General features: G+C 40.2%; 19 protein-coding genes, 8 tRNA genes, 2 rRNA genes and 1 pseudogene (1 of these 30 cut by a window edge). 6 read left to right on the top strand and 24 right to left on the bottom strand.

From position 1 onward, the window contains the following. Positions 1 to 55 precede the first annotated feature (55 nt). Positions 56 to 1,630: an ABC transporter substrate-binding protein gene (locus ACZ43M_RS01060; RefSeq protein ID WP_464505665.1), complete on the bottom strand. Its 1,575-nt coding sequence runs from the start codon at positions 1,628 to 1,630 to the stop codon at positions 56 to 58. A gap of 151 nt (positions 1,631 to 1,781) precedes the next feature. Continuing rightward, positions 1,782 to 2,786 (bottom strand): dipeptidase, encoded by a 1,005-nt coding sequence (locus ACZ43M_RS01055; RefSeq protein WP_464505664.1) that lies wholly within the window; start codon positions 2,784 to 2,786, stop codon positions 1,782 to 1,784. 424 nt (positions 2,787 to 3,210) lie between these two features. Between ACZ43M_RS01055 and ACZ43M_RS01050 the strand changes: the two genes are divergently transcribed. The 5 genes and pseudogenes from ACZ43M_RS01050 to ACZ43M_RS01030 all read left to right on the top strand — a co-directional run bounded on the left by ACZ43M_RS01050 (position 3,211) and on the right by ACZ43M_RS01030 (position 6,431). Next, complete coding sequence (locus ACZ43M_RS01050; RefSeq protein WP_464505663.1) at positions 3,211 to 4,116, top strand: LysR family transcriptional regulator; 906 nt, start codon at positions 3,211 to 3,213, stop codon at positions 4,114 to 4,116. A gap of 88 nt (positions 4,117 to 4,204) precedes the next feature. Next, a pseudogene (locus tag ACZ43M_RS01045) lies at positions 4,205 to 4,339 on the top strand (helix-turn-helix domain-containing protein); the annotation flags it as partial. Positions 4,340 to 4,369: 30 nt separating this feature from the next. After that, complete coding sequence (locus tag ACZ43M_RS01040; protein WP_464505662.1) at positions 4,370 to 4,513, top strand: membrane dipeptidase; 144 nt, start codon at positions 4,370 to 4,372, stop codon at positions 4,511 to 4,513. A 62-nt stretch (positions 4,514 to 4,575) separates the two neighbouring features. After that, positions 4,576 to 5,832 carry a DUF819 family protein gene (locus ACZ43M_RS01035; RefSeq protein ID WP_464505661.1) on the top strand — a complete coding sequence of 419 codons (1,257 nt, stop codon included), beginning with the start codon at positions 4,576 to 4,578 and terminating at the stop codon, positions 5,830 to 5,832. A gap of 203 nt (positions 5,833 to 6,035) precedes the next feature. Next, complete coding sequence (locus ACZ43M_RS01030; protein ID WP_464505660.1) at positions 6,036 to 6,431, top strand: helix-turn-helix domain-containing protein; 396 nt, start codon at positions 6,036 to 6,038, stop codon at positions 6,429 to 6,431. A gap of 309 nt (positions 6,432 to 6,740) precedes the next feature. Here ACZ43M_RS01030 and ACZ43M_RS01025 read toward each other — a convergent pair whose 3' ends face one another. The 12 genes from ACZ43M_RS01025 to rocF form a co-directional block, all read right to left on the bottom strand. After that, positions 6,741 to 6,992, bottom strand: a complete 252-nt coding sequence (locus ACZ43M_RS01025) for a hypothetical protein (RefSeq protein ID WP_464505659.1) — start codon at positions 6,990 to 6,992, stop codon at positions 6,741 to 6,743. 24 nt (positions 6,993 to 7,016) lie between these two features. Next, positions 7,017 to 7,796 (bottom strand): TnsA endonuclease N-terminal domain-containing protein, encoded by a 780-nt coding sequence (locus ACZ43M_RS01020; protein WP_464505658.1) that lies wholly within the window; start codon positions 7,794 to 7,796, stop codon positions 7,017 to 7,019. Positions 7,797 to 8,392: 596 nt separating this feature from the next. Then, positions 8,393 to 8,668, bottom strand: coding sequence for a hypothetical protein (locus tag ACZ43M_RS01015; protein ID WP_464505657.1), 276 nt, complete (start codon positions 8,666 to 8,668; stop codon positions 8,393 to 8,395). A gap of 149 nt (positions 8,669 to 8,817) precedes the next feature. Then, positions 8,818 to 9,384 carry a nucleotidyltransferase domain-containing protein gene (locus ACZ43M_RS01010; protein ID WP_464505656.1) on the bottom strand — a complete coding sequence of 189 codons (567 nt, stop codon included), beginning with the start codon at positions 9,382 to 9,384 and terminating at the stop codon, positions 8,818 to 8,820. A 1,101-nt stretch (positions 9,385 to 10,485) separates the two neighbouring features. Further along, positions 10,486 to 11,814: a group II intron reverse transcriptase/maturase gene (gene ltrA, locus ACZ43M_RS01005; RefSeq protein ID WP_144481371.1), complete on the bottom strand. Its 1,329-nt coding sequence runs from the start codon at positions 11,812 to 11,814 to the stop codon at positions 10,486 to 10,488. Positions 11,815 to 12,654: 840 nt separating this feature from the next. Further along, entirely contained in the window at positions 12,655 to 14,457 is a 1,803-nt protein-coding gene (gene glmS / locus ACZ43M_RS01000; RefSeq protein ID WP_464505655.1) for a glutamine--fructose-6-phosphate transaminase (isomerizing), read from the bottom strand. Positions 14,458 to 14,907: 450 nt separating this feature from the next. Then, positions 14,908 to 16,260 (bottom strand): phosphoglucosamine mutase, encoded by a 1,353-nt coding sequence (glmM, locus tag ACZ43M_RS00995; protein ID WP_464505654.1) that lies wholly within the window; start codon positions 16,258 to 16,260, stop codon positions 14,908 to 14,910. A 36-nt stretch (positions 16,261 to 16,296) separates the two neighbouring features. Then, positions 16,297 to 17,523: a CdaR family protein gene (locus ACZ43M_RS00990; protein WP_464505653.1), complete on the bottom strand. Its 1,227-nt coding sequence runs from the start codon at positions 17,521 to 17,523 to the stop codon at positions 16,297 to 16,299. Then, the gene (gene cdaA, locus ACZ43M_RS00985) at positions 17,516 to 18,343 is read right to left on the bottom strand and encodes a diadenylate cyclase CdaA (RefSeq protein ID WP_464505652.1); all 828 of its coding nucleotides are present in this window, start codon (positions 18,341 to 18,343) and stop codon (positions 17,516 to 17,518) included. The genes ACZ43M_RS00990 and cdaA overlap by 8 nt, the downstream gene beginning before the upstream one ends. 204 nt (positions 18,344 to 18,547) lie before the next feature. Beyond that, entirely contained in the window at positions 18,548 to 19,168 is a 621-nt protein-coding gene (locus ACZ43M_RS00980; protein WP_464505651.1) for an anti-sigma factor family protein, read from the bottom strand. Between the two features lie 17 nt (positions 19,169 to 19,185). Continuing rightward, a complete protein-coding gene (gene sigW / locus ACZ43M_RS00975; RefSeq protein WP_464505650.1) occupies positions 19,186 to 19,749 on the bottom strand; it encodes an RNA polymerase sigma factor SigW in 564 nt (187 codons plus the stop codon). A gap of 236 nt (positions 19,750 to 19,985) precedes the next feature. Continuing rightward, entirely contained in the window at positions 19,986 to 20,888 is a 903-nt protein-coding gene (rocF, locus tag ACZ43M_RS00970) for an arginase (RefSeq protein WP_464505649.1), read from the bottom strand. A 467-nt stretch (positions 20,889 to 21,355) separates the two neighbouring features. On the opposite strand from rocF, the gene ACZ43M_RS00965 reads away from it, so the two are divergent. Further along, a complete protein-coding gene (locus ACZ43M_RS00965) occupies positions 21,356 to 23,026 on the top strand; it encodes a transposase (protein WP_464505648.1) in 1,671 nt (556 codons plus the stop codon). A 348-nt stretch (positions 23,027 to 23,374) separates the two neighbouring features. Here the strand turns inward: ACZ43M_RS00965 and ACZ43M_RS00960 are convergent. The 10 genes from ACZ43M_RS00960 to ACZ43M_RS00915 form a co-directional block, all read right to left on the bottom strand. Then, positions 23,375 to 23,447: transfer RNA gene (locus ACZ43M_RS00960), tRNA-Lys, on the bottom strand. Between the two features lie 6 nt (positions 23,448 to 23,453). Beyond that, positions 23,454 to 23,528 (bottom strand) — tRNA-Gln (locus tag ACZ43M_RS00955). Positions 23,529 to 23,574: 46 nt separating this feature from the next. After that, positions 23,575 to 23,659, bottom strand: a tRNA-Tyr gene (locus ACZ43M_RS00950). A 28-nt stretch (positions 23,660 to 23,687) separates the two neighbouring features. Next, positions 23,688 to 23,760, bottom strand: a tRNA-Thr gene (locus ACZ43M_RS00945). A gap of 15 nt (positions 23,761 to 23,775) precedes the next feature. Continuing rightward, positions 23,776 to 23,851, bottom strand: a tRNA-Phe gene (locus tag ACZ43M_RS00940). 8 nt (positions 23,852 to 23,859) lie between these two features. Beyond that, positions 23,860 to 23,936: transfer RNA gene (locus tag ACZ43M_RS00935), tRNA-Asp, on the bottom strand. Between the two features lie 3 nt (positions 23,937 to 23,939). Continuing rightward, positions 23,940 to 24,013 (bottom strand) — tRNA-Met (locus ACZ43M_RS00930). Between the two features lie 159 nt (positions 24,014 to 24,172). Then, positions 24,173 to 24,248, bottom strand: a tRNA-Val gene (locus ACZ43M_RS00925). A 7-nt stretch (positions 24,249 to 24,255) separates the two neighbouring features. Then, positions 24,256 to 24,372, bottom strand: a 5S ribosomal RNA gene (gene rrf, locus ACZ43M_RS00920). Between the two features lie 134 nt (positions 24,373 to 24,506). Then, positions 24,507 to 25,049: ribosomal RNA gene (locus ACZ43M_RS00915) — 23S ribosomal RNA — on the bottom strand; it runs 2,393 nt beyond the window's last position.

Here is a 25,049-nt window from a genome sequence, read left to right as displayed (position 1 = left end):
CCCATGTTTTTAGAAAAGGGAGTTTATATCAAAACTCCCTCTTTCACAAATGCTATTACTCAAAAACAGCATTCTCGAAGGTTTGTTCACCAATAGGATGAATAGTAATATTCTTTAATTTAGCATTAGAAGCAGTGGTATAATTTACACCCCACATCCAGATTCCACTTGGATCCTCCAGGTAAAGAATTTTCTGAACTTTTTCATAATACTCTTTACGTTTAATCTGATCTATTTCTGTTGCAGCCTTTGCTACTAATTCATCAACCTCTGAATTAGAATAAAATCCATAGTTTCTATTATTCTTGCCCGTTTCTGAAGTAGTGAAAAGTCCTCTAAATGCACTATCAGCATCCCCTGTAATAGAAACAACACCCATGATAAAGATTGGCCAATCGAATTCTTCTGGAGTAAGGCCAGAAATCATTGGTACAAATGAGGTCCAATCAATAACTTCAATCTGTGCGTTTACACCGATTTTTTCCAGTTGTGATTTTAATATCTCTGCCATTTCTACTCCTTTTTCATATCTTGGAGTAGTGACAATTTTTGTTTTAAACCCATTCGGATAACCAGCCTCTGCTAAAAGCTGTTTTGCTTTGTTTAGATCCGGTTTGATAGCACCTAAATCTTTATAAGCAAAAACATTTTTACCAATAACTGAAGTTGGCTGTTCTGCAGTTTCACCATATAATGCATCAATTACTGCCTGTCTATCGACTGCATAAATCAGAGCTTCTCTAATTTTACTATTAGACATAATTGGATCATCGGCTCCAAATTGGAATATCCTATAGCCATCAGTTGGTGTTACAGTAACATTGATTTCTGGATTCTGACGCAGATGTTCCAAATCCTCAAAAGTGAACTTTTCTATTACATCTACTTCACCATTCTCCAAGGCAGCCAATCTTGAAGAGCTTTCTGGAATTGTGATGAAACTCAAATACTTGGTAGGTGGTTTTCCTTTCCAATAATCCTCGAAGCTTTCCATCAAAAGTTTATTATTAAGTTCCCAGGAAACCAATTTATATGGGCCTGTTCCATTTTCGGCTTCTACAGTTGTACCAATATTTGTTCCGTATTTCTTAATTGCAGCATCATCTAAAATAGAGTAAGCTGGATCTGTTAAAGTAAATAGCAAACCACCCATTGGCTCTGTCGTTTGAATCGTAAATGTATATTCATCAACCTTATCAATTGCATCTACAAAAGCAAATCCTGTAGGGGTTCGTCCCGCTCCAAGCTCTTTAACTCTTCTGAATGTAGCAACAGCATCATCAGAAGTGAGTTCGGTGCCATCATGAAATTTTATACCTTTTTGCAGATTAAATGTCCAAGTCAATTTGTCTTCTGAAATGGACCATGACTCTGCTAAGTGAGGCTGTGGACCGTCACTGCTTCGAACTAACAATGTTTCATACATATGACGAATAATTTGCTCAGAATTATTATCATTTTCATATTGAGGATCTAATGTTTTAGTATCTACATTAATCGCATAGTTAATAGTGTCGCGTTTTTTCGTCGAAGAAGACTTTTTGTTATTTCCAGGAGAACAGGCTGCCATAACTCCTACACCAAGTACAGCGCACATAAGAAGACTAGTCATTTTTCTTGGTATTCCCATATTATCCCCCACCTTTAATTAGGCTGACAATCTATTTCCAACATGTATAGGTTACCTTAATCCTTTGATTGCACTTATAAAAAGTAATATCTAACAAAACACCTCTCTATAATAGCTACCGTCTATGGACCCACTTAAATAACTTTCTTTTTTATTTCCAAACTTGTTTTATCACTCTCTTAAAATTGCCACCTAAAAACTTCTCTATCTCATTCTCACTGTATCCTCTCTCTTCCAATCCTTCGATTACGTTTTCGATCTCTTTTGCTCCTTTAAAGTTTTTTGCATGTGCCAAAATTGGGTCAGTTCCTACTCTTTTGTAATAGTCCCCTACCACTTCTGGATATAAGGTTGCTTGTACAATCGTTCCGGATCGATCTTCTTTTCCATCCGGCGTGATATCGCTGCCAAAACCTACATGGTCAATCCCTGCAAGATCGATAACATATTCAACATGATCTAAATAATCATTAAGGGAAGGTTGCTGATCGAATTTTCTTTTCCAGCAAATCGGTGACCAGGGAGTTAATCCGATTACGCCTCCGTTTTCAGCAAGTAGCTTGATCTCTTCATCCGTTTTGTTTCGTGGATTATCGCTTATTTTTTTTACATTCGCATGGGAGAATACGACTGGCTGAGAACTTTCTTTAATCGCTTGTAGTGTAGTTAATTTACTGCAATGCGAAACATCGATTAGCATACCAAGCCGGTTCATCTCCGCAATCAATTCCCTACCAAAATCAGTAAGACCACGATCTATCGATTCCGTGCAACCAGTACCAATATAATTTGCTTTATTATAGGTGAGTTGAACCACCCTCACCCCAAGCTCATAAAAAACGCGAAGGTTATCTAAAGAATTACCAATTGGATAGGGTTCTTGGAAAGCTAAAATTACTGACTTTTTACCCGTTTCAGCAGCATTAACTAAATCACCATAGGATCGTGCTACCATAATTTTTTTCTCTTCCTTATCCGCTAAATTGTATATCCTTCCAATTGACCGAATTGTTTCAGCGAAACCCTCAAAGGAAGACAAAGTTAGGAAGAATGCACTCATTTTAGATTGAAGTACCGCATCTGAGCACCCTTCAAAATCCCCTTCCGCATATTCACAGCCATCAATGGTTAACAATGGTGATAAATTTTCCATCATATTTTCCTCCAATTTTGCGTTAAAATATTGCAGTCTTTTCAGCCTTCATAAATCAACTTCTTAAATTTCTCGGTTTATAATGAATCTCTTTCCTGGTGTTTTACACACTCCACTTTTCAAACAAAATACACACCCGCCAATTGAGACAAATCTTCTAAAAGGGTATCTAGTACCGGAGCACATCAGTAAACTATTCAGCTTCAGTAGTTCCAACTTGAGGATAATCATCTCCTATTCCGTGATAATTTCTTCACTATTAAACTTTTTGGTAAGCAGAAGATTGTTATATAAGTTTCTAAGTAATCTCTCTATTCTCTTCTGACCTTATTTTTAATTTTAATTTAAATTAAAAATATTACAAATATTTAAAAAATAGGTTATTATACTTTTAAAGTATTACTATTTAGAGATGAGGGTTAAGTTCATGGAACTACGGCACTTAAAATATTTTATCACTGTTGCGGAGGAACTAAATTTTAGTCATGCTGCTAATCGTTTAAATATTTCCCAACCCCCACTAAGTCACCAAATTCAACAATTAGAAAATGAAATAGGAGTTTCGTTATTTAATCGTACTAAACGCAAAGTTGAATTAACGGAAGCTGGAAAGTACTTTTTGGAGAAAGCATATAAAATTCTTAGAGAGGTAGAGAGAGCATGTGAACAAACTCGGAAAGTATACCAAGGAGAATTTGGGGAATTAGTGATTGGGTTTACGGGATCGGCAACCTATGATCTCATTCCACTATTGCAATCTTATAGAGCAAGGTTCCCACTCGTTGAGGTAATAGTTCATCAGATGAGTACTACCGAGCAACTACGCGCCTTAAATGAGGAAAGAATTCATATAGGGCTAATTTGCACACCCATCATTAACGAAAACAGTAATTTAAACATAATGTCGATTCGAAGACAACATTTTGTTGCAGTTTTACCAGAAAACCATATCTTAGCTAAAAACAACTCTCCTTTAGATTTACGAGAGTTAGCTGAAGATACATTTATTATGACCCCAAGACAAGAGGGTTCAGTTTATTATGATACCGTAATGGGTATTTTCCATAAAAAAGGGGTTTACCCCAAAATTACAACTGCCCATGTTTCGACAGAGGTTACATCCCTTGTTTCCGCAGGAATTGGGGTAGCGATTGTACCTTACCTATTGAAAAACAATCAAAAAAATGGAATCGTTTTTAAAGAAATTAATGACACATCTTCAAATATTGAAACATCTGTGGTTTGGCGGAATAATGAAAAGTCCTGTATTGTGAATCCTTTTATTACGTTAGCGAAAGAATTTGTACTACAGCTGCAAGTAAAAGAACTTTAACGGGTACAACAACGATACGTTCTTTTTTTGGTCACTCACAAAATTGAGTAGGAGTATGGGAAACCAAGGGATAAGTTAAAATTGAATTACTGCTGCGATCTTTAATATTTCAGCCCCAACAACCATTTTACGGTGGAAAAAAGTTTTAGAAGAACAAGGTATAGACGTCCTTTATTCAAAGAAACAAGGGCGTCCATCCATGAAAAAAGACATAAAGAAAAAACAACTACACGCCGGATAGGGAAAAACATCAATGTTTACAGAGGGAATTGTCAGCCTTGCAAATTTGATGAATATTACTAATCATCTCCTCAAACGTGGTTTTAGTAAAGAAGATACTAAAAAGGTGGTGAGTGAAAACTTCTTCCGTGTATTTAAAGAGACACGGAGAAGATAAAATTACTTAATCCATAGTTATATTTACAAATGTTCAATACAAATTTTGAGAGGGGTAGTTAAATGTTCTTTTCTACATGGACACTGTATGACTGGGGTATGGCGGTTACTTATATCGTTGTACCGATCCTTGCAATGTGGGTGACTCAAAAATACAGTTTTTTAATGAAGATTGGGGCAATGATGATCTGCTTTTTCCTTGGACTGATCTTTGGAAATATCTTTCCCACACCAGAAACACATTTAGAGGTGCGTAGCCTGTTTACGACAGTTACAATACCGCTTGCAATTCCACTAGTTTTAATGGGAACTGATTTTAAACATTGGGTGAAAACATCGGGATTGAAGTCGGTTTGGGGGTTTATCTGCTCGGCTCTCGCCGCAGCCGTAAGCGGATTTACTATGGTTCTGCTTCTTAAAAATATACTGCCAGAAGCGCATAAGATGGCGGGTTCGTTAATTGGCGGGTTAACGGGTGCGACGTTTAACGCAGTAGCGGTAGCGCAGGCAGCGGACATGTCTCAAGGTACTTTGACTATGATGATGAGCTCGATGCTTGTTTATGAAATTCCTTGGATGATCTTCATGGTGACCTGCGCGAAACAGGTGGTTGGAAAATTCCTGCTTCCGTATAAGGATAATGTCTCATATTTATCCAAAGGGCAGCGTAAAGCAACTGGGCAAATCTCGTCAGTGAAAACATCTGATTGGGATAGTCAGCTTGCGGCAGCTAAGCAAGCCTCGTCCGAAGATACATCCGAATGGGGTGGTTTTCTTCGAATCTTCACTGAGAAAAATCTCCTTCCGTGCCTTAGTATGTTTGTATTAACGGTAGCAATTTACTTTGTCTGCAAAGGCTTTTCGTTACTGTTTGATCCTGGAGCACGTAGCACGGTAGTTATTATCGGGTCGTCTATTTTTGGTATCCTTTGTTCATTAATAGGACCTTTCCGAAAGATAAAGGGGACATATAATCTTGGTATTTACGTGGTGATGATTTTTGCCTTCCCATTAACTGCAGGCGCTGATTTACGCACTTTCTTAGACCCGTCGATGGTCTATATCTTCCTGTTCTGCTGTGGTATGCTCTATTTGACTCTTTTATTAAGTGTAATATTCTGCAAGATTGCAAAGATTGATACAGATACAATGTTATCAACGCATGCTGGGGCAGTATTTTCTCCGGGATATGTCCCAGTTGTTGTCACTCATTTGAAAAACCCAAAGGTTCTTATTTCTGGTGTTGCTTCTGGTATTTTTGGCTACGCTATAGGAAGCTTTCTTGGTATTATTTTTACGCGAATTTTTTCCTTACTTTAGGGGTCTGTGTAGTAATGGAACCAAATCACACAATAAATACTAGCGGACTAGGAATCCTATTATGTAAAAAGAGATAGGATTCCTTTGTAACTGCTAGACTAAGGTGAACAGTTTTTGCTAGATAAAAATGAACACTTTTCATTACATTTCTCCTAACCTAGGCTATGATTATATCAACATAGTGTAGCTGAAGGATTTGAAAGGTGGAAAAACTGCAATTGTATATTCAGGTTCATCAATTAAAGGACCAAGGATTTAAAGTAGCTGCTATATCTAAGAAACTAGGACTTTCAAGAAATACAGTATATAAGTATTTGGATATGACATTTGAGGAGGCGACGGATTGGGTTTCTCGTTTGGGGACGAGGAGTAAGAAGTTAGATCCCTACCGGGATATTGTCCTCACTTGGCTCAAGGAACATCCTGATCTTTCTTCTGCTCAAGTAGAGGATTGGTTAAAGGGAAAGGATTCTACCTTTAAGTTTGGAAGCAGTACATTAAGGGGGTATATCAGTGAATTAAGGGATATCTATCATATTCCGAAAGTGGTACATATACGGCACCATGAGGCCGTTGAAGAAATGCCTCCCGGCATGTAGGTTCAGGTAGATTGGGGAGAAATTAGAGTTAAGAATAACGGAGAATAGAGATTTAAAGCTTTATTTTATTTCATTTGTCCTTTCTCATTCCCGAAATAAATATGTAGAGTGGTTGGACATGCATTTACCACGAGGACGCAAACCAATCTTTCCAAAACCACGTACATCAGGAAAACCAGTTCTATCAATAACACTGAAAGATAATGGCCCTCCCAAAAAAGGAAGACAAAATTCCTGGTATTCATCCTTGCCCCTAACTAAAAATGTTTGCCCATTAAGAGAATCTAAACGTCAAGCATTCTCCATTTTTCATAATAACAGACCTCTTCCGTTGTAACCTTCCGAATATCGTGAGTAGCCATCTCCAAAACTAAAGCTAATGTCTTTAACCCCCTCAACTCCCAATTTTTCTTTAATATATTTCATTAACTCTCCACCTTCTATTTCTGCATTTACATTTTTTACAAGAATAGTTAGTGTATCTGGTTCATATTCATGATGTTCAATTACAATATCTCCTAATAGGTTCCATACTGATTTTACAAATTTTGATTTCTTCATGTTTTTTGCTCCTTTTTATTTAATTTATCTTTCATTTGGAAATGTGTTTTTGAGTAGAATTTGAGTGAAAACCGAGGTCATGTTTGAGGAAAAACAGCCAGAGGGTTTTTCATAGTGACCACCAGGTCTAGTATCTAAGTATCGCCCTTCATACATCCATTCTGTATTTGAAATAAGTGTATGAGGGATTCTATGATCAAGGATTATATCCCAATCTATACCTTGTTCCTTGAAAAACCTCCTTTCTATTTCAAATAACTCTAAAGTTCGTTTAGTTAATTTAGAAGCTGGTTTTACCGTTCGGACTACATCAATTAACCCATTTGAGTTCTGTAAAGTAATAACAAAGTCTGTGGTCATTACAACCGATTGATCTTCTACATGAGCATGCTTTATACCAAGCTGCTGAGCTATTTCTTCTGTTCTACCTTGTGGAAGAAGAGGATACTGTTCTCTTATGTCAACAATTTCATCTACCCATTCCAAAAAATACAGGTATCTCCTTTCATGTTTAGACAAAGTATGATCAATTCTTTGGGTTTTCCACCCTAAGTGCCTAGTCATCCAACCTTCAGAAGCTACTCTATTGTCATGCGCTTGAATAAAGGGTTTATAGTCTTTTCCACTCCCTTGGCCTCTTCCATCCCTGATTTGATTTTGTTGCCGCTGTTGTATTCGTGACCCTCTTGACATAAATGTATTCCTTTCTTTTTCATTCTTTATTTGATAGTTAGAATAACTATGTGGTGTTTTTACCTCCTGAATATTCAAAAAAGATATAAAATAAAAAACACCAATTAACATTAAAAATCTAAAAATAGACAAAATAAATAAGCATTAGAGGTAAATCTAATTTATTAAATGCTTATTAAATTTTATTAAACCTATTCTTAAAATTTTTTATGTTAATTGGTGCTATTGGGTTAAATTATTCTTCCCTCTGGCAACAATTAGCGCCCCTGAAACTATTTAAATAATTTATTACCAAAATTAATCTATTTTATTCATTTTATTCTTTAAAAAATGTTGATAACCAGAATATTTCTGGTTATCAACATTTTTGTCGGGTTACTAATATTATAGTTTAGTTACTTACATAGATGTCTAGTTACCAACATAAATGTCGGTGAACAAAAGCTGTTGAAGTACAAAAAAGTCGGGAACTATGGAGAGTTGAAACTCGCATTCCTACGTTCGTTCTTGTCACATCTAAAAATAAAAGTCGGGAACCGCATTTTTTTCTGCCGTACAAAAAAGTCGGGAACTGGGATATATCATTTTTGGCTATATATCAGTTCCAAAGGAAAAGACCACATAATAGTGGTCTTTTGTTCTTTAATTAAAGCACCCGTTTAGCTTAAGTACATTCCTTCACAAGCTGACTTAAGCAAGGAGTCAATTTACGAAAAATAGACCCATATAGCGAATGCACCTATTACTACTGGAATAAGTGATAACAACAGAAGAATTATTTTCGCTAAAATGTAAGATTTACTTGCTATTTTGTGAAAAAGAATCATATCCTGTTCTGCCCAAGAAGCATATGTATCATTTCTTATCCATTTCCACTTCTTAACTTCCTTCAGATGTGCGTCTTCAGTATATTTTAACAAGACCCATATGAAAAAGATTATTCCAGGAATTAATAACAATAATCCAACAACTAAAGCGTCCATTATGTCATTTCCTTTTTATCATTCTCTTTTCTTATACGTTCTCCAATTAATAATGTTTCAATCGTTATTTAACAAACCTGCTCCGTTAGTGCAACAAGAAAAGCTTCCAAAAATGACAGCTCCTTTCTTTCGCTCAAGTATCTTTAATTTTACAAATAGTGAAGCCACTTATGTTCTGGTTCGTGTAATTCTATTGCATATCGAAGCCATTGTTTCTTTTCAATAGTGAGATAGTCCTTTATTGTCATAAAGTCTTGATGGTCCTTTTCTCTTGTATTTTTCACCTTATATAAAAGGACAATTTCTGGATTTAGATAAGGAATACCTGTTTCAGAATAAGTCCAAACCGAAGTGAGTGGATAGGAAATCCTTAAATCTCTTCTAAATTTCCAATCACTATCTTTTGTTTCATTGAGAAGAACTTCGATTTTATCTTCATTTAATTTATTCGAAGCGTATATTTCGTGAATTGGTAACTCTAAAAACTCATTTTCCCAAGTATGGAATTCACCTTTAATGACCTTTTTGAACTCCCATTCTTTGAGATAATCTTTTAGAAATAGTTGGTCTTTTCGAAAAACAGCAAACTCTATATCTTTATGTTCCCTTGTTTTTTTACCAATAAAAAGATCAATTGCCCATCCACCAGCAAAGAACCACGTTCTATTAAACCCTGCCATTAGTGAAGTAATACGCTGGCATTGTTCAAATGACATATTATTCCCCCGTAAGAAAAATTTATCTACTATCTATTCCTTTTCTATATTCGAATTACCTCTTTCTTCTTTATACAGATAGGTAAGGGTTTGAAGTTATCGCTCCCTTTTCCCCCCGTTCACACCGTACATGAGACTTTCACCTCATACGGCGTTCCAACTAATCCAATTCGATTTAATCATCAACACTTCAGAAATCGCAGCCCCTTCCGCGTCTCAATTCTTCCGTTTTAATAAGTCGGTGCCTCCCGAAGGAGGTGAACCTCTATTAGTCTCACAAGAACCTTATTAACCGATAAAGATTTGCCTTGCATGATTAAATGATTCTTTTTTAGTCTAGTGGCTATCCCTCCAGGCTGATTAGACCTTTCATTGGTACTGTGCCACCACTTTCACTGACATAAAGGCAAGTTATACAATAACTAATGTCAATATTGCTTTCCTTGCCAACGCTTCTTAGGGAGTAAGCCCTCCACGTTATCAGCTTACAACGTTGAATTATATCTATTATAGAATGAACTTAGGTGCTTCCTGTAAGCCTGTTAGCATTCATACGCCTGTAACGTATCATGGATTTTCATATTAGTTATTTTTACTCACCCACATCTAACCTCACAATTTGGTGATATACACATTTCTATGTATCGCAGGTATAGACCCGTACATTCAGAAGTTTGTCAGCTTAACCTTTTCTTTTAGGTTTAATTTGCATTCTCACCATATTCATTCAACTCAAGCATCATGATTTACACCACCCCATCGGGTAGGCTTTCGTCAACTTAACCTGTTACGGTAAATTCTCACGCCTTTTCGCCGAGCTTATAACACTATCTTTCTTACTAAATCAAGTGCTATTCGACTAAGAGAGAACCCTTCAGGGCGTTACTCCTTCATTTGATTCTTCGATATAATCCTTCAGTTCCGACAGGAACTGTCTAGCCTTTACCAGAGAAATGTAACCATCCTCCATTTAAGCTAGAAACATTTCGCACAACTAGTCGAGTAGAAGGGAGCCTTTCTACCTTTCGGTAAATTGTACTCCTCCCCCCTCACAGAACCGTGCTTGCGCTATTAACGCACACGGCTCCTCCAAATTACCGTTCACAGAATGTAGCTAATTTCTTTTCTCAAGTCATAGATATTCACTTTGATTCTTGGTGAAGGTAGTGGATATTTATTAAGAAAGAGCCTGAATTTATCCCAAGTAAAGGATTTCCTTTGGCTTCTTCTGTTTAGCCACTTAAACAGTAAGTACTCAATTTTCGCTTTGAAGTTATTAACAGTTTGGGTATTATCTGTGATGCCATAATAGTTGTAATAACCTATTAGTGAGCGTTTAAATCTATCCATAATCATATGAATATCTTTATTTCTATTATTCTTCAGCCATTCTTTCGTTTCTCTTAGTTTGCCTTGGACTTTCCTTCTGCTTGTTTTCCGCTTTACTCGGAACTTCCCGTGTTTACTTATCCCACAATAGTGTGTAAATCCGAGGAAATCAAAGGTGTCTGGTTTCCCAGTCCCGTCACGTTTTGCATTCTTTTCCGCAAACCGTCCGAAGGGAATTATTTTCGTTTTATCCTCAGCTATTTCCAGGTTAAATTTCTTTAACCTCGCTTTTAATGAATGGAAGAATTGATGCGCTTCGCTTTTATTCTGAAAACAACATACAAAATCATCTGCGTATCTTACTATAAATGCCTGGCCTTTACATTGTTTTCTAACCACTTTCTCAAACCATAGATCAAGCACATAATGGAGATAGACATTGGCTAATATAGGAGATATCACTCCACCTTGCGGAGTGCCATTGTCTGTCTTGTATTTCTTACCTTCCTCCATGTATCCACCTTTAAGAAACCTGCTGATTATTCTCAGTAGGTTTGGGTCAGTGATTCGGAGTTTCAAGAATTCCATCATCCATTTGTGGTCAACGTTATCAAAGAATCCTTTAATATCTACATCGACTACATAGCTTACTGCTCTCTTCTCAATATATTGATTCAGTATTTTCAGCGCATCGTGGCAGTTTCTATTTGGACGGAACCCAAATGAGCAGTCTAGAAAGTCATTTTCATAGATGGCATTTAGTATTTTCGTAATGCCCTTTTGAACAATTTTATCTTCATGTTCCGGTATTCCCAATGGTCTCATCTTGTTTGAATTGAGCTTTGGTATATACATTCGTCTTACAGGAACAGGACGATAACTTTTGCTTTTAAGCCTACTTACTAAATCTGCTATGTTTTCTTCCAGGCTGTCACTGTATTGTTCTTTTGTCGTTCCGTTAATACCAGTTGCCTTTTTATTAGGTAATTCATGATGACACTGAGTTAAAGATTGCTCATTCAGTAAATGTGCAAGAGAGGTAAACTTCATTTTAGGCTCAGATCTTGCTAATTCTGCTATCCTTAGTAGTTTTGTTTCCATTTATTATTCCTACCTCTGTGTGTAGTAAATGTGTCCCTAGTAAGGGTGATAACTGGTAGCTAGCCTTCCCTCCATAGGCATTACCCAACTTCATTGGTACTACGCTGCTATCCGACTCCCTACCATCGGCATTTGGTTTCCTTGCTTGTTATCGCTTGTAGACCATACTCTTCAAAAGAAAAGAAAAGACCGGTAGGGTCTCCCGAGTTGCCGTATCATATCAATGTGTAACGTGCCAAGGTCTCTGACTCCAGGGAAGCTTTACCCTTCTTGCCTTTTACGAAGGATAAAATGTTGCTTTCTGCACGCAGGTAAGGCATCAGCCTTCCCGATTTACTAACGATTATGGAGCTCAATCCCTTCAACCATTTGGCTTTCGGCCCGTCACCTAACTGTCTACGCTTAAAGACTAAAGTTACCTTTAGCCCTCCAAGACTCGCTACGAGTGAATGGCTAGTTCTTACTCGGCGGGAATCCCACCCGCTATATGATACGACCTAGGCTCGGCCGCACACCTGCCCCGTTAGTTTAAGTACATTCTTTCACAATCTACACTCTTATTTTAACATTAATATCCTTTATCAATTAAAAATCATTATACAACCAATTCTTAATTCAAATATTTTTCAAGAATTCCTGCTTAACAAAAAAAGACCCAATCCTGAAATTGGATTGAGTCTTAGTTGATCATATTTTTAATGGTAATTGTTGAAAAATAATTTAAAGTCAGTTTCCGACTTTTTTGTCCAGTTCCCAACTTTTTTGTACGGTTCCCGACTTTTTTGTCCAGTTCCCGACTTTTTTGTCTTTCAACAAAAGCATAAAACCGTCCCTTGTTTCCTACTCTACAGTGACTGATTTCGCGAGGTTACGCGGTTTGTCGACGTCGCAATCGCGGTGCAGGGCTGCATAGTAGGCAAGGATTTGTAATGGTACGACAGAGATAAGTGGTGTTAATAATTCGTGTACTTCCGGAATGACGAAGCTGTCTTCGTCCATGTTAAGTCCGTTCATTGAAATGATGCACGGATTGGCGCCGCGGGCAACAACTTCCTTCACATTGCCGCGAATGCTTAAATTGACGCTTTCTTGTGTCGCTAGCGCGATAACCGGTGTGCCTTCTTCGATCAAGGCAATTGTACCATGCTTTAATTCGCCGCCAGCAAAACCTTCGGCTTGAATATAAGAAATTTCCTTTAGCTTCAAGGCACCTTCAAGGCCGACATAGAAATCGATACCGCGGCCGATAAAGAAGGCATTGCGTGTAGTTGAGAAAAATTCTCTTGAGATAATTTCCAGCAGTTCTTTGGAGTCGCATAGGACATCCATCGCATTGGCCACTAAGCCGAGCTCATGTGTTAGGTCAAAACCGCTATCCAATCCACGGCTGGTTGCGGTGACCTGTGCCAAAATTGCCAAAACAGCCAACTGTGCAGTATACGCCTTAGTTGATGCCACGGCAATTTCCGGACCGGCATGCAGCAATAAAGTATAATCCGCTTCACGTGAAAGTGTAGAACCAGGCACATTGGTAATCGTTAAAGCAGGATAGCCCATTTCCTTTACTTGCACTAGAACGGCACGGCTGTCGGCCGTTTCACCACTTTGTGAAATGAACACGAACAATGGTTTTTGGGACAGCAGCGGCATGTTGTAGCCGAATTCGCTGGAGATATGAACCTCCACTGGAATCTTTGCCAATTTCTCAATAAACTGTTTACCGACAAGACCTGCATGGTAGGAGGTACCGGCAGCAATAATATAGATGCGGTCGGATTCATTAACCGCTTTAATAATATCAGAGGCAATTTCCAGTTCACCCTGCTCATTTCGATACTGCTGAACAATTTTTCGAATGACAGCAGGCTGTTCATCAATTTCCTTTAACATATAATGCGGGTAAGTGCCCTTTTCAATATCGCTGGCATCAAGCTCTGCTTTATATGGCGTACGGTCGATGACTTCACCTTGAAGGTTCTGAATCACTACTTCGCTTTTAGTGACGACAACCATTTCTTTGTCCATTAATTCAACATATTGATCGGTAACCTGCAGCATGGCCATAGCATCGCTTGCGACCACATTAAAGCCTTCCCCTAGGCCGACAAGCAGCGGGCTTTTATTTTTTGCAACATAAATGGTTTGGTTATCTTGGGCATCCAACAATGCAAGCGCATATGAGCCATGGAGCAGCTTTAGTGTTTTGCGGAAAGCTTCTAATGTATCTAAGCCTTCGTTAGCAAACTTCTCAATAAGCTGGACAATGACTTCCGTGTCAGTTTCACTGTTAAACTTCACATCGATTAAATAATCGCGCTTTAACAGATCATAGTTCTCAATAACGCCGTTATGAACTAAAGTAAACCGACCTGACGTGCTTTGGTGCGGGTGGGAATTCACCCTGCTTGGAACTCCATGAGTAGCCCAGCGGGTATGACCAATTCCTGCCTGTGCAAACACGCTTTCGTCCACGATGCTGCGCAAATCGGCGATGCGTCCCTTTTCCTTAAAAACATGGATGCCGTCTTCATTTTTAACAGCAATCCCGGCTGAGTCATAACCTCTATATTCGAGTTTTTCTAAACCCTTTAATAAAATCTCTTTCGAGTCATTAATTCCGATATATCCAACAATTCCGCACATTTAATCTTTTCCTCCCTGATACAGGGGGCAAGATGGCTTGGAGGCATACTTGCCCCCTTATCTCTGTTTTTTCCAGGTATCTGTCTATACCTTTTTCAACATTAGTTTTAGTATGCGCATTTTCTCCCCTTTGTGCACAAAGTTGCCTCTGTGTTTTAAAGGAGAAATTTGCGGTTGTGCGTTTCAACCGGGAGGTATCCGCCGAACATTTCGATAAACCTCCACCTCGTCAACTAACCTCAATGTTAGTTCTGGCGCTTTAATGATACAATTTACCTCTTTCACTGCCCTCCTTTCATTGCATTCGCTGTATAAAACAAGCAAATTAATACTAACAGGAAGATGGAGAACTCGTCAACATAAATTTCCAAAAAGGTAAACAAACCTACAATAATAAAATATGCATAAGGGAGTGGTATCGTTCCCTTATGCATATTATTTGGGTTCCGCTTATGCCTCTTTTAATCCCATCTCATCTTGAACGACCGCCGCGATACGATTAACATATTCATCGCAAAGCTCTTGGGTCGCAGCCTCCGCCATGACACGGACAAGCGGTTCCGTTCCAGAAGGACGGACAAGAATCCGGCCGTTTCCAGCCATTTCACTTTCCACTTCGTCAATTACGGCTTTTACCTTTCCATTATCTGTAACATGATATTTGTCTGTTACACGAATGTTTACCAGTCTTTGCGGATATTTCTTCATTTCACCCGCCAATTCAGACAATTTCTTCTGCGTTGCTTTCATAATATTAACTAATTGCAAACCTGTTAATAATCCGTCACCAGTCGTATTGTAATCAAGGAAAATGATATGTCCCGATTGCTCACCGCCAAGATTGTAGCCATTTTTCTTCATTTCTTCCACGACATATCGGTCACCAACAGCAGTCGCTACACTTTGAAGTCCCTGATTTTCAATTGCTTTATAAAAACCAAGATTGCTCATGACTGTTGAAACGATTGTATTGTGTTTTAACCGGCCAAACTCCTTCATATATTTGCCACAGATATATAGGATATGATCTCCATCAACGATATTTCCATTTTCATCGATTGCTATCAGACGATCTCCATCGCCGTCGAAGGCTAACCCGACATCAGCGCCTTTTTCTTTTAGGAAAGCTGCAAGTGCTTCAGGATGGGTTGAACCGACACCCTCATTAATATTAACCCCATTTGGCGATGCCCCCATTGTTGACAAATCAGCCTCTAAATCAGCAAATAAATGCGATGCCAATGATGAGGTTGCTCCGTGGGCACAATCAAGAGCGACATGAATGCCAGAGAAATCTTCCTCAACGGAATTCTTCAAATATTGGAGGTATTTTTGCCCTCCTTCAAAATAATCAATCACATTGCCAAGGTCAGCGCCAGTAGGGCGTGGTAATTGGTCCCCTGGTTGGTCCATCAATTCCTCAATTTCGGCTTCCTGTTCATCAGAAAGTTTAAATCCATCCGGTCCGAAGAATTTAATACCGTTATCCGCGACTGGATTATGGGATGCAGAAATCATCACACCTGCTTGTGCCCCTAATGCTTTCGTTAAATAGGCAACACCTGGAGTGGAAATAACTCCCAGGCGCATAACTTCAGCACCAATTGATAACAAGCCTGCTACCAGGGCTCCTTCTAACATATGTCCGGATACCCGGGTATCACGGCCAATCAGCACTTTTGGACGGGCCTTATCCTTCGTTAATACATAGCCGCCAAATCGGCCTACTTTAAAGGCTAACTCCGGTGTTAATTCAGTATTTGCCACACCGCGTACACCGTCGGTACCGAAATATTTTCCCATTATAAAATCCGCTCCTTCAACATGTTTTGCTTCAAATTAGGCATTATTCGTTATTGTTACTTTAGCAGTTGCCTTGTCAGGTTTCCAGTTAATATTTGCTGGCCCTTCTACATGAATATTTACATCATGACTGCCAGCCTCAAGATCGGATAAATCCACGTAGACATTAAAGTCACTCGGCCCTAGGGCATTTACTGTCCCGCTAGGACCATTTATGACTAAGTTTATTAAGTCATTGGCCGGGTCGTCAATGTCCGCCTTATACTCCGCAGACAATCCTTTTATTTTTACAGGTACCCCGGAGACCGTTTTCTCCGCCTGACTGTTCACCTTCACATTTACTTTGACCATTTGAGGTGAAACTTTAGTGACGCCATTGGAAATAATGACCGGCAAATCAAGTGTTGTATTAGCTGTGATTTTGCTGACATCGACTTCCACTCTGACGCTCTCCGTATTTTTTAACACGTCTTCGTCCGCGGTTATGACCGCTTCTGTAGTTTCCAAATCAATCGATTGTATTGTTACACCTTCTGGCGGCGTTCCTTTTCGAACGATATTGATTGGGACTGTCTTGCTATTCTCTTTAATTGGAATTGTCACTTTAACCGTTGCTGGTTCTACCTGCACATTTAATTTATTTAAGCCTTTATCAAGGACTTGTACGCTGGCTTCTCTTGTGGTGGTTTCATTAAGCCTGTCTCTTTGATCCACTACTGCTTTCACATAAGTGATTCGGTCAATCACACTCTTGGCCCCGGTCACCTTCACCTTTTTCGGCTGGACGACGGGTTTACCGGCAGAAAATCCTTGACCTATCAGGTCGCTATTATACTCTGCCTCGACATTAAATTCCTGCGTTATTTTCTCCTCAATCGTAACAGTGACTGAGGCTGGCTTAATCGTTGCCTTTATTTTATCGGATAAATTTCTTACTTCCATTTTAGCTTTCTGACGACCGATCTTGGCATCTGTCAAATCAACAGCCACCTCAAAGTTCTTTAACGCCTTGGCGGTTTGAACATGGGTGATCGGACCTTTTATTGTGACATCAACCGTGTCAGGAACGCCGGTGATGACCAGGTTTTTCGTATCATAATACACTTTAACCGGAATATCCTTGATCGTTTCGGTGGTGCTTCCCCCTGGCACATATTCATCTGTCGCTTTATCGCTCGTATTGGTTAGCGAAGAGTATAGCAATACCGCCAAAACTAAGGCCAAGACTTTGATAAACCAGGGGTTATCCATCCATTTATCCATTTATTCTCCCCCTCCAGTTCCAACGAGCTGAAGAAGCTTGTTTCGTTTTATCTGTTTCAATTAATTCACTGTTCAGTAATTCCCGTAGTCCGTCGACCTTTAAGTCACGGTGCAATTCCCCGTTTTTCGTTAGCGAGATATTGCCCGTCTCTTCAGAAACGACAACGGTAATACTGTCGGTTACCTCACTTATTCCCAAGGCAGCCCTGTGCCTTGTACCCAGCTCTTTTGAAATAAAAGGGCTTTCCGATAAAGGAAGATAGCACGCTGCGGCTGCGACATTGTTTTTTTGAATAATGACCGCACCGTCATGGAGCGGGGTATTCGGGATGAAGATATTAATTAGCAGTTCGGCGGAAATTTGTGAATTTAACGGAATACCCGTTTCAATATAATCACTCATCCCCGTCTCCCGTTCTATCGAAATCAGGGCACCAATCCGACGTTTTGCCATATAATCTGTCGCTTTAATAATTGCTTCGACCGTTTTCTCTTGTCCTTCATCATCCGAGCTGGTACTCCTTGAAAAAAACTTACCTCGCCCTAATTGTTCAAGCGCCCGTCTGAGTTCGGGCTGAAAGATAATAATAATTGCTAGGAATCCGTACGTAATTACCTGTCCCATCATCCAGCTCATGGTCGTAAGGTTTAAAAAGTCACTGAGCACCTTAACGATTAAAATAACGAGAATCCCTTTTAACAGCTGAACTGCTTTCGTTCCTCTTATAATATTGATTAACTTGTAGATCACATACCACACAAGCAGAATATCAACAGCACTCGATATGTACTTCCAAAATGTCCAATCGTCAAACGGCATGGTTTTTCCTCCGTCTCTAATCTTCAAAAGCGATGTAGAATATAGCCAATATATTATATCATAAATATGCCTTGTACCTATTATTATATGTTGGTATACAAATAAAAACTCTCGGATTAGGCAGTCCATTGGTGCGAATGCAAAGACATATTGGCATTTTCCTTGGTTAAAAAAACAAATCACCCGATTGAGAGTGATTTGCCGTTAATTCGCTTCATCATCAAATACATGGACAACATCCTTGGTTGTCTTCTTCATATGATACCAAATCCAATCAAAGACCTCGTTTACTTCTTCGATTTCGCCAGTTACATGACCAGCGGAGGCCAAATATTTTTCCCCATTAATGACCGTTGCATCGCCCTGAATTTCGCCCTCGATTCTCAATGTCCCATTTCGAACAATGACATCACCTTTGACGACTTCCCCTTCCGGCACAATAACCGTATTGTTTTTGACCACCAAATTCTCCTGCTTAGACACCGAAAACTCCCTCTCCTGATTCCAGGTAGATAATAAGCTTCCTGTCATTAGAACGATAAAGAGTGAGGCAGCAGACAGAATCGGGTGATTTTTCAACCAGCGCCCCATTAAGACTTGTTTCTTTTCCTTTGGCAGCCTGGCCAGAACATTGGCGGTAAAATCAGCCGGCGCCTGCATATGCGACAGGCTCTTTACAAACGCAATTGACTTTTCCAATTCATTGAAGAGGATCTCGCATTCTTTACAGCCTTGGAGGTGTTCTCTCAGGACTACTTCATCTGCAGGGTCAATTTCTTCGTCCAAGTATTCATGCATTAGTTCAATGATCTGTTCTGGACACATTCTCTATTCACCTCTTATCATACATACTTTAATTGTTGCCGTAACGCTTCACGTCCGCGGTGAATTCTCGTTTTGACCGTTCCGAGTGGCAGGTCAAGAATTTCACTAATTTCATTTAAGGAAAGGTCCTCAATATATTTCAAAAGAATAGCCGATCTATATTTTTCGGGGAGTTTTAAAATTTCTTTCTGAACCGTTTCCTGCAGCTCAAGACTTTCCAATTCCTTCTCCGGCAGCGGTGTATCGGAAGGAATCTGTGAATACATCGTAAGCCCCTCCGTACCGGCTACCTCCGCATCTAAATAATAATCCGGTTTCTTTTTCCGAATACGGTCAATACAAAGATTGGTCGCAATTCGAAACAGCCAGGTGGAGAATTTTAAATCCTGATTAAACGATTTTATATTAACATATGCACGCAAGAATGCCTCTTGTGCAATATCTTCCGCTTCATGGCGATTGCCCAGCATCCGAAAGCAAAGCTGGAAAACACTGTTTTTATAGATCTCGACGATTTCCCCAAATGCATCCTGATCGCCTTTAATAACTTGCTTTATTCGTTTTTTTACAATAGCTTCCATTCAGTTACCTCAGCTCCATTGCTGCTATCCGATAATACGAATCGTTAGCGAAAAAGTTTCGTTCTCCACGAAAAAAAATGCTCAATACCTATAATTTTAACAAAAGATTACAAAAAATTGCTAAAAAATTTGGTAAAGATTTCATGAAGTTAGGTTTGCAGCAAAATAATAGCAGCTGCTAGATTGTTGCAGCTGCTCTATTTATACAATAGTTATATTAAACTTAGCTTAAGTTTTTAAAGAAGTTTTTCTCCAAACAGTGATCCCATAAGCCCCACAGCGATAGAAGCCGTTTTATTTTTTTCATCAAGGATAGGGTTTACCTCTACAAATTCTGCAGATGTAATCAATTTTGCTTCTTCAAGCATTTCCATGGCGAGGTGGCTTTCACGGTAGCTGATGCCACCCATTACCGGTGTTCCGACGCCAGGGCACTCGCTTGGATCAAGACCATCCAAATCAAGGGACAGATGCACGCCATCCGTATTTTCCTTCAGATAAGCAATGATTTCTTCCATGACCTTCGCCATACCCATACGGTCAATTTCGTGCATGGTGTAAACCTTGATTCCCTTTTCTTTTATTAAAGCCCTCTCACCCTCGTCAAGGGAACGTGCACCGATGATGACAACGTTCTCCGGCTTAACTTTAGGCGCATAGCCGCCAATTTGCGTCAATTTATCATGCCCTAGTCCAAGACTGACAGCAAGCGGCATGCCGTGAATGTTGCCGGTTGGGCTTGTTTCAGCTGTGTTGAGATCGCCGTGTGCATCGTACCAAATGACACCGAGATTCTTATAATGCTTTGATACACCTGCCAGTGTCCCAATTGCAATGCTATGGTCACCGCCTAGTACAAGCGGGAACGCTCCTGATTGAATGGCCTCTTCAACTTTTTCAGCAAGCAGCACATTTTTTTCCGCAATTAAATCCAAGTTTCTTAGGTTTGACTCCTTATCCACTACTACTTCCGGTCTGCCAATCGCGATATCACCCAAATCGTGAATTTCGTCAAATAATGGTTTAAGCCGTTCATTGATTCCCGCATAGCGGATGGCACTCGGCCCCATGTCCACGCCTCTGCGCATTTGACCTAAATCCATTGGCATTCCAATAATCGAAAGCTTCTTTTTTATCATAGTTTTGGATCCTCCCCTATTTCCTATGTTTATATTTTAACCGCTTTCAAACAAATGACTCAACTGGACAAATCTCTGTATATATATACGGGGTTGGGGCCTATGCAGGAGAATATATGTAGATGGACGATTAAATGCTCTGATTTAGATAATGGGGTATCTGGATAAGCAGAAAATTTCCGGTTGTTTGCAGAATGGGGCCAGTTTCGGCGAATATAAGGGGAGATTTTCCGCTTACACAAAGAAAATTCCCTCATTTTTAGCTTTTTTATGTAAATAGGCGGAATTCCTCCGTTTATTTTGGCTATTTTTAACGCTATTTACCAAATAAGCGGAATTCTGAGACTGTCGATTAACTCACCACAAACACCTTTTTCACATACTTTTCTAAATTCTATTATTTTATTATCACTCCACTCCATATGTACGATAAAATTAAGATATATCTTATGTATGGAGTGATTGTGATGGCGCACATTAAATATAAAACATTTGGCCAGTTAACCTTATCAGATTATGAAGTCTTCGCTTCAGTTCCTCCCCATCCTTTCTGGAGCCGAGTGGAACAAGTGGTTGACTTTTCCTTTGCAGATGAACTCTGTGCGCCCTTATATTCCTCAAATGGGCAACGTCCTTTTGCCCCTTCATTAAAATTAAAGATTCATTTTGCTCAACGCTATCACAATTACTCTGATCGTGAAATGGAAGAGGCCATCCTTTATCGTATGGATTTAAAACGTTTTTTCGGAGTACCTGTAGCTTTTAACGGATTCGATCATAGTACCTTGGGGCTCGACCGAGACCGCATGGGTTCTGACCTTTTTGATGCGTGCCATCATCATATTCTTTCCCAGGCTTTGGCGAAAGGGCTATGGGGGAAAGAAGATGACCGTTGGCTTATCGATTCTTTTCATACCTACGCCAACATTGCCAAGGTGGGGGCATACCGTTTAATCCAGCAAGGGATCCTTCAACTTATCCAACACATCAAACGTACATATCCGAAGTTATATACCCATCTTTTACAGGACTGTCCCCTCAAAAGCTTCCTGAAACGGCTATCAGATCGAACAACTGAAAAGGATCGATTGGTATTATTTAGCCGCCTGGCGGTGGAAGCCTACAGCCTATTACATTGGCTAGAAAGTGAAAGGGTACACCCCTTATTTTGGACATGGAAAAAAGCGGAGCAGCAGCTTCGTTGTTTGGAGCTTCAAGCGACCCTCTATCAAATTTTACAAGAGAACACGAAACCGATGGTTTCAAATAAACCTGAAGGTACTGGACAGGAACCACTCCACTACCAAGAATTATCGAAAAAAGAAAAACCACAAGACCGTATCCGAAGTGCCTATGATCCAGAAATCCGGAGTGGACACAAAACGAAATCAAAGAAGTTTACCGGAGATAAAATCCAAGTCTTGGAGTCAAGGGAGCACGGATTAATCTTAAATGCGGAACCCATTCCAGGCAACGAATGGGATGGGGACCGTCTTGTCCCGATGGTGGAGGAAATGATTAATCGCCATGGTGTGGCACCGAAACATGTCATCGGTGACACGGCTTATGGTACAGGTGAAAATCGCCAGAAAATAACAGAGATGCAGATCTTACTGAGCGCCCCCATACAAAGAAGTACAAATCCAACGGGATTGTTGGAAAACGATTGGTTTGTCTATGACACTGAATTGGATGAAGTCACTTGTCCGCTGGGGAACTCGACTTCTAAAAAAGTACGAAATAACAAGGCGCAAGGGTATCAATTTAAATTCGGAGAAACGTGTAAAGCCTGCCCGTTGTTTGAACAATGTACGACGAATAAAGACGGCCGGTCTATCTTTATCAGTGATTATTATGAACTCATGGAACAAGCGAAGTCCTTTAACCAAACCGAAGCTGGAAAGCATGCATTAAGGGCCAGGTATGATGTGGAAAGGACGAATCATGAAGCTGCCAACCATCATGGGCTCAGGAAGCCAAGAACACGAGGAAGGGAACCATTAAGGATTGCGTCCAAATTGACGGCCATGGTCATCAATCTAAAAATTATGGTTAAGAAATTAGCCGAACCCATCAAGCCCTTTTACCGTTACAAAAAATGCGAAAATCGGGTGATGGCCCCCGTCTGCCCAAATTAGGGAAATTAGGACAAATAGATGGCCTCGAGAGGGGAAAAAATCAGTAAAATAGTGAAAGTTTGTGAAAAATCCTGATAAAATTCACAAAGTTTGTGAAATAAGGTTTAGAAGAGAACTAAACTACCAATTAATCGACGGTCTCATTCTTCCGTCTAATTTAGATCCCTTTGATGAGTCTCGTACCTTCCGTAAGATAATTATTAGGCTAGTAAATTTATAAAACAAAAAAACCTAAACCTAAAAAAGGTCTAGGGTGAATTTCCATATGTAGTAGATGGTGGAGCCTATAAACTACCTCCGCAAAATCTAAAACCCCAGGATACAATATCCCGGGGTTTCAATAACTTATGAGCCATGAAGGACTCGAACCTTCGACCCTCTGATTAAAAGTCAGATGCTCTACCAACTGAGCTAATGGCTCACTATTTGGCTGGGCTAGCAGGATTTGAACCTACGAATGACGGAGTCAAAGTCCGTTGCCTTACCGCTTGGCTATAGCCCAATAATGGGATACTAATTAGCATGTCCAATTTTTTTAAAAATATAAGTGGTGGTGGGGGACGGATTCGAACCGCCGAACCCTGAGGGAGCGGATTTACAGTCCGCCGCGTTTAGCCACTTCGCTACCCCACCATTATACTATGCAAGCGCCAGCCTAACGTGCCGGCAAGAGGAATTGAACCCCCAACCTACTGATTACGATTCAGTTGCTCTACCGATTGAGCTATACCGGCAAAATTGAATCAAAATGGTGGCTCAGGACGGAATCGAACCGCCGACACATGGATTTTCAGTCCATTGCTCTACCGACTGAGCTACTGAGCCATCATAAATGGCGGTCTGGACGGGACTCGAACCCGCGACCTCCTGCGTGACAGGCAGGCATTCTAACCAACTGAACTACCAGACCAGATTGCGGGGGCAGGATTTGAACCTGCGACCTTCGGGTTATGAGCCCGACGAGCTACCGGACTGCTCCACCCCGCGACAATAAGAAGTAAAAGTTTACGTCATGCTAAAATAACGCATGACTGTATCAATCTCAGAAAGCTTAATCAAGCAGCAGCTCGATTGATACAACTCGCAGATTATTCTTCGAAGCAACGCTCGTTGCTCCACCCCGCGACAATAAAAAAATATTATATATGGTGGAGGATGACGGGATCGAACCGCCGACCCTCTGCTTGTAAGGCAGATGCTCTCCCAGCTGAGCTAATCCTCCATATATAGCCTGGCAATGTCCTACTCTCACAGGGGCTTTCGCCCCAACTACCATCGGCGCTGAGAAACTTAACTTCCGTGTTCGGTATGGGAACGGGTGTGACCTTCTCGCCATTATTACCAGACCATTTATTCGACACTATTTTATTATAATGTCTTTTTGATATTTTTCAAGAGGAAATTTTAAAAATTTCATTCCCTCAAAACTAGATAATGCAGAAGAAGTGTTGTAAAAACGAGTTCACCAGTAATACATGACTTGGTTAAGTCCTCGATCGATTAGTATCAGTCAGCTCCACATGTCACCATGCTTCCACCTCTGACCTATCAACCTGATCATCTTTCAGGGATCTTACTAGCTTGACGCTATGGGAAATCTCATCTTGAGGGGGGCTTCATGCTTAGATGCTTTCAGCACTTATCCCGTCCGCACATAGCTACCCAGCGATGCCTTTGGCAAGACAACTGGTACACCAGCGGTGCGTCCATCCCGGTCCTCTCGTACTAAGGACAGCTCCTCTCAAATTTCCTGCGCCCACGACGGATAGGGACCGAACTGTCTCACGACGTTCTGAACCCAGCTCGCGTACCGCTTTAATGGGCGAACAGCCCAACCCTTGGGACCGACTACAGCCCCAGGATGCGATGAGCCGACATCGAGGTGCCAAACCTCCCCGTCGATGTGGACTCTTGGGGGAGATAAGCCTGTTATCCCCGGGGTAGCTTTTATCCGTTGAGCGATGGCCCTTCCATGCGGAACCACCGGATCACTAAGCCCGACTTTCGTCCCTGCTCGACTTGT

Source organism: Neobacillus sp. B24 (genome assembly GCF_055381825.1).
The sequence above is the reverse complement of the archived record's forward strand: the minus strand, read 5'-3'. Positions and strand labels throughout refer to the sequence as shown.

Bases quoted from the DNA above. Each gene is read 5' to 3' on its own strand.
- ACZ43M_RS01060 (WP_464505665.1), bottom strand. From the start codon at position 1,630: ATGGGAATACCAAGAAAAATGACTAGTCTTCTTATGTGCGCTGTACTT.
- ACZ43M_RS01055 (WP_464505664.1), bottom strand. From the start codon at position 2,786: ATGATGGAAAATTTATCACCATTGTTAACCATTGATGGCTGTGAATAT.
- ACZ43M_RS01050 (WP_464505663.1), top strand. From the start codon at position 3,211: ATGGAACTACGGCACTTAAAATATTTTATCACTGTTGCGGAGGAACTA.
- ACZ43M_RS01040 (WP_464505662.1), top strand. From the start codon at position 4,370: ATGTTTACAGAGGGAATTGTCAGCCTTGCAAATTTGATGAATATTACT.
- ACZ43M_RS01035 (WP_464505661.1), top strand. From the start codon at position 4,576: ATGTTCTTTTCTACATGGACACTGTATGACTGGGGTATGGCGGTTACT.
- ACZ43M_RS01025 (WP_464505659.1), bottom strand. From the start codon at position 6,992: ATGAAGAAATCAAAATTTGTAAAATCAGTATGGAACCTATTAGGAGAT.
- ACZ43M_RS01020 (WP_464505658.1), bottom strand. From the start codon at position 7,796: ATGTTAATTGGTGTTTTTTATTTTATATCTTTTTTGAATATTCAGGAG.
- ACZ43M_RS01015 (WP_464505657.1), bottom strand. From the start codon at position 8,668: ATGGACGCTTTAGTTGTTGGATTATTGTTATTAATTCCTGGAATAATC.
- ACZ43M_RS01010 (WP_464505656.1), bottom strand. From the start codon at position 9,384: ATGTCATTTGAACAATGCCAGCGTATTACTTCACTAATGGCAGGGTTT.
- ltrA (WP_144481371.1), bottom strand. From the start codon at position 11,814: ATGGAAACAAAACTACTAAGGATAGCAGAATTAGCAAGATCTGAGCCT.
- glmS (WP_464505655.1), bottom strand. From the start codon at position 14,457: ATGTGCGGAATTGTTGGATATATCGGAATTAATGACTCGAAAGAGATT.
- glmM (WP_464505654.1), bottom strand. From the start codon at position 16,260: ATGGGAAAATATTTCGGTACCGACGGTGTACGCGGTGTGGCAAATACT.
- ACZ43M_RS00990 (WP_464505653.1), bottom strand. From the start codon at position 17,523: ATGGATAAATGGATGGATAACCCCTGGTTTATCAAAGTCTTGGCCTTA.
- cdaA (WP_464505652.1), bottom strand. From the start codon at position 18,343: ATGCCGTTTGACGATTGGACATTTTGGAAGTACATATCGAGTGCTGTT.
- ACZ43M_RS00980 (WP_464505651.1), bottom strand. From the start codon at position 19,168: ATGTGTCCAGAACAGATCATTGAACTAATGCATGAATACTTGGACGAA.
- sigW (WP_464505650.1), bottom strand. From the start codon at position 19,749: ATGGAAGCTATTGTAAAAAAACGAATAAAGCAAGTTATTAAAGGCGAT.
- rocF (WP_464505649.1), bottom strand. From the start codon at position 20,888: ATGATAAAAAAGAAGCTTTCGATTATTGGAATGCCAATGGATTTAGGT.
- ACZ43M_RS00965 (WP_464505648.1), top strand. From the start codon at position 21,356: ATGGCGCACATTAAATATAAAACATTTGGCCAGTTAACCTTATCAGAT.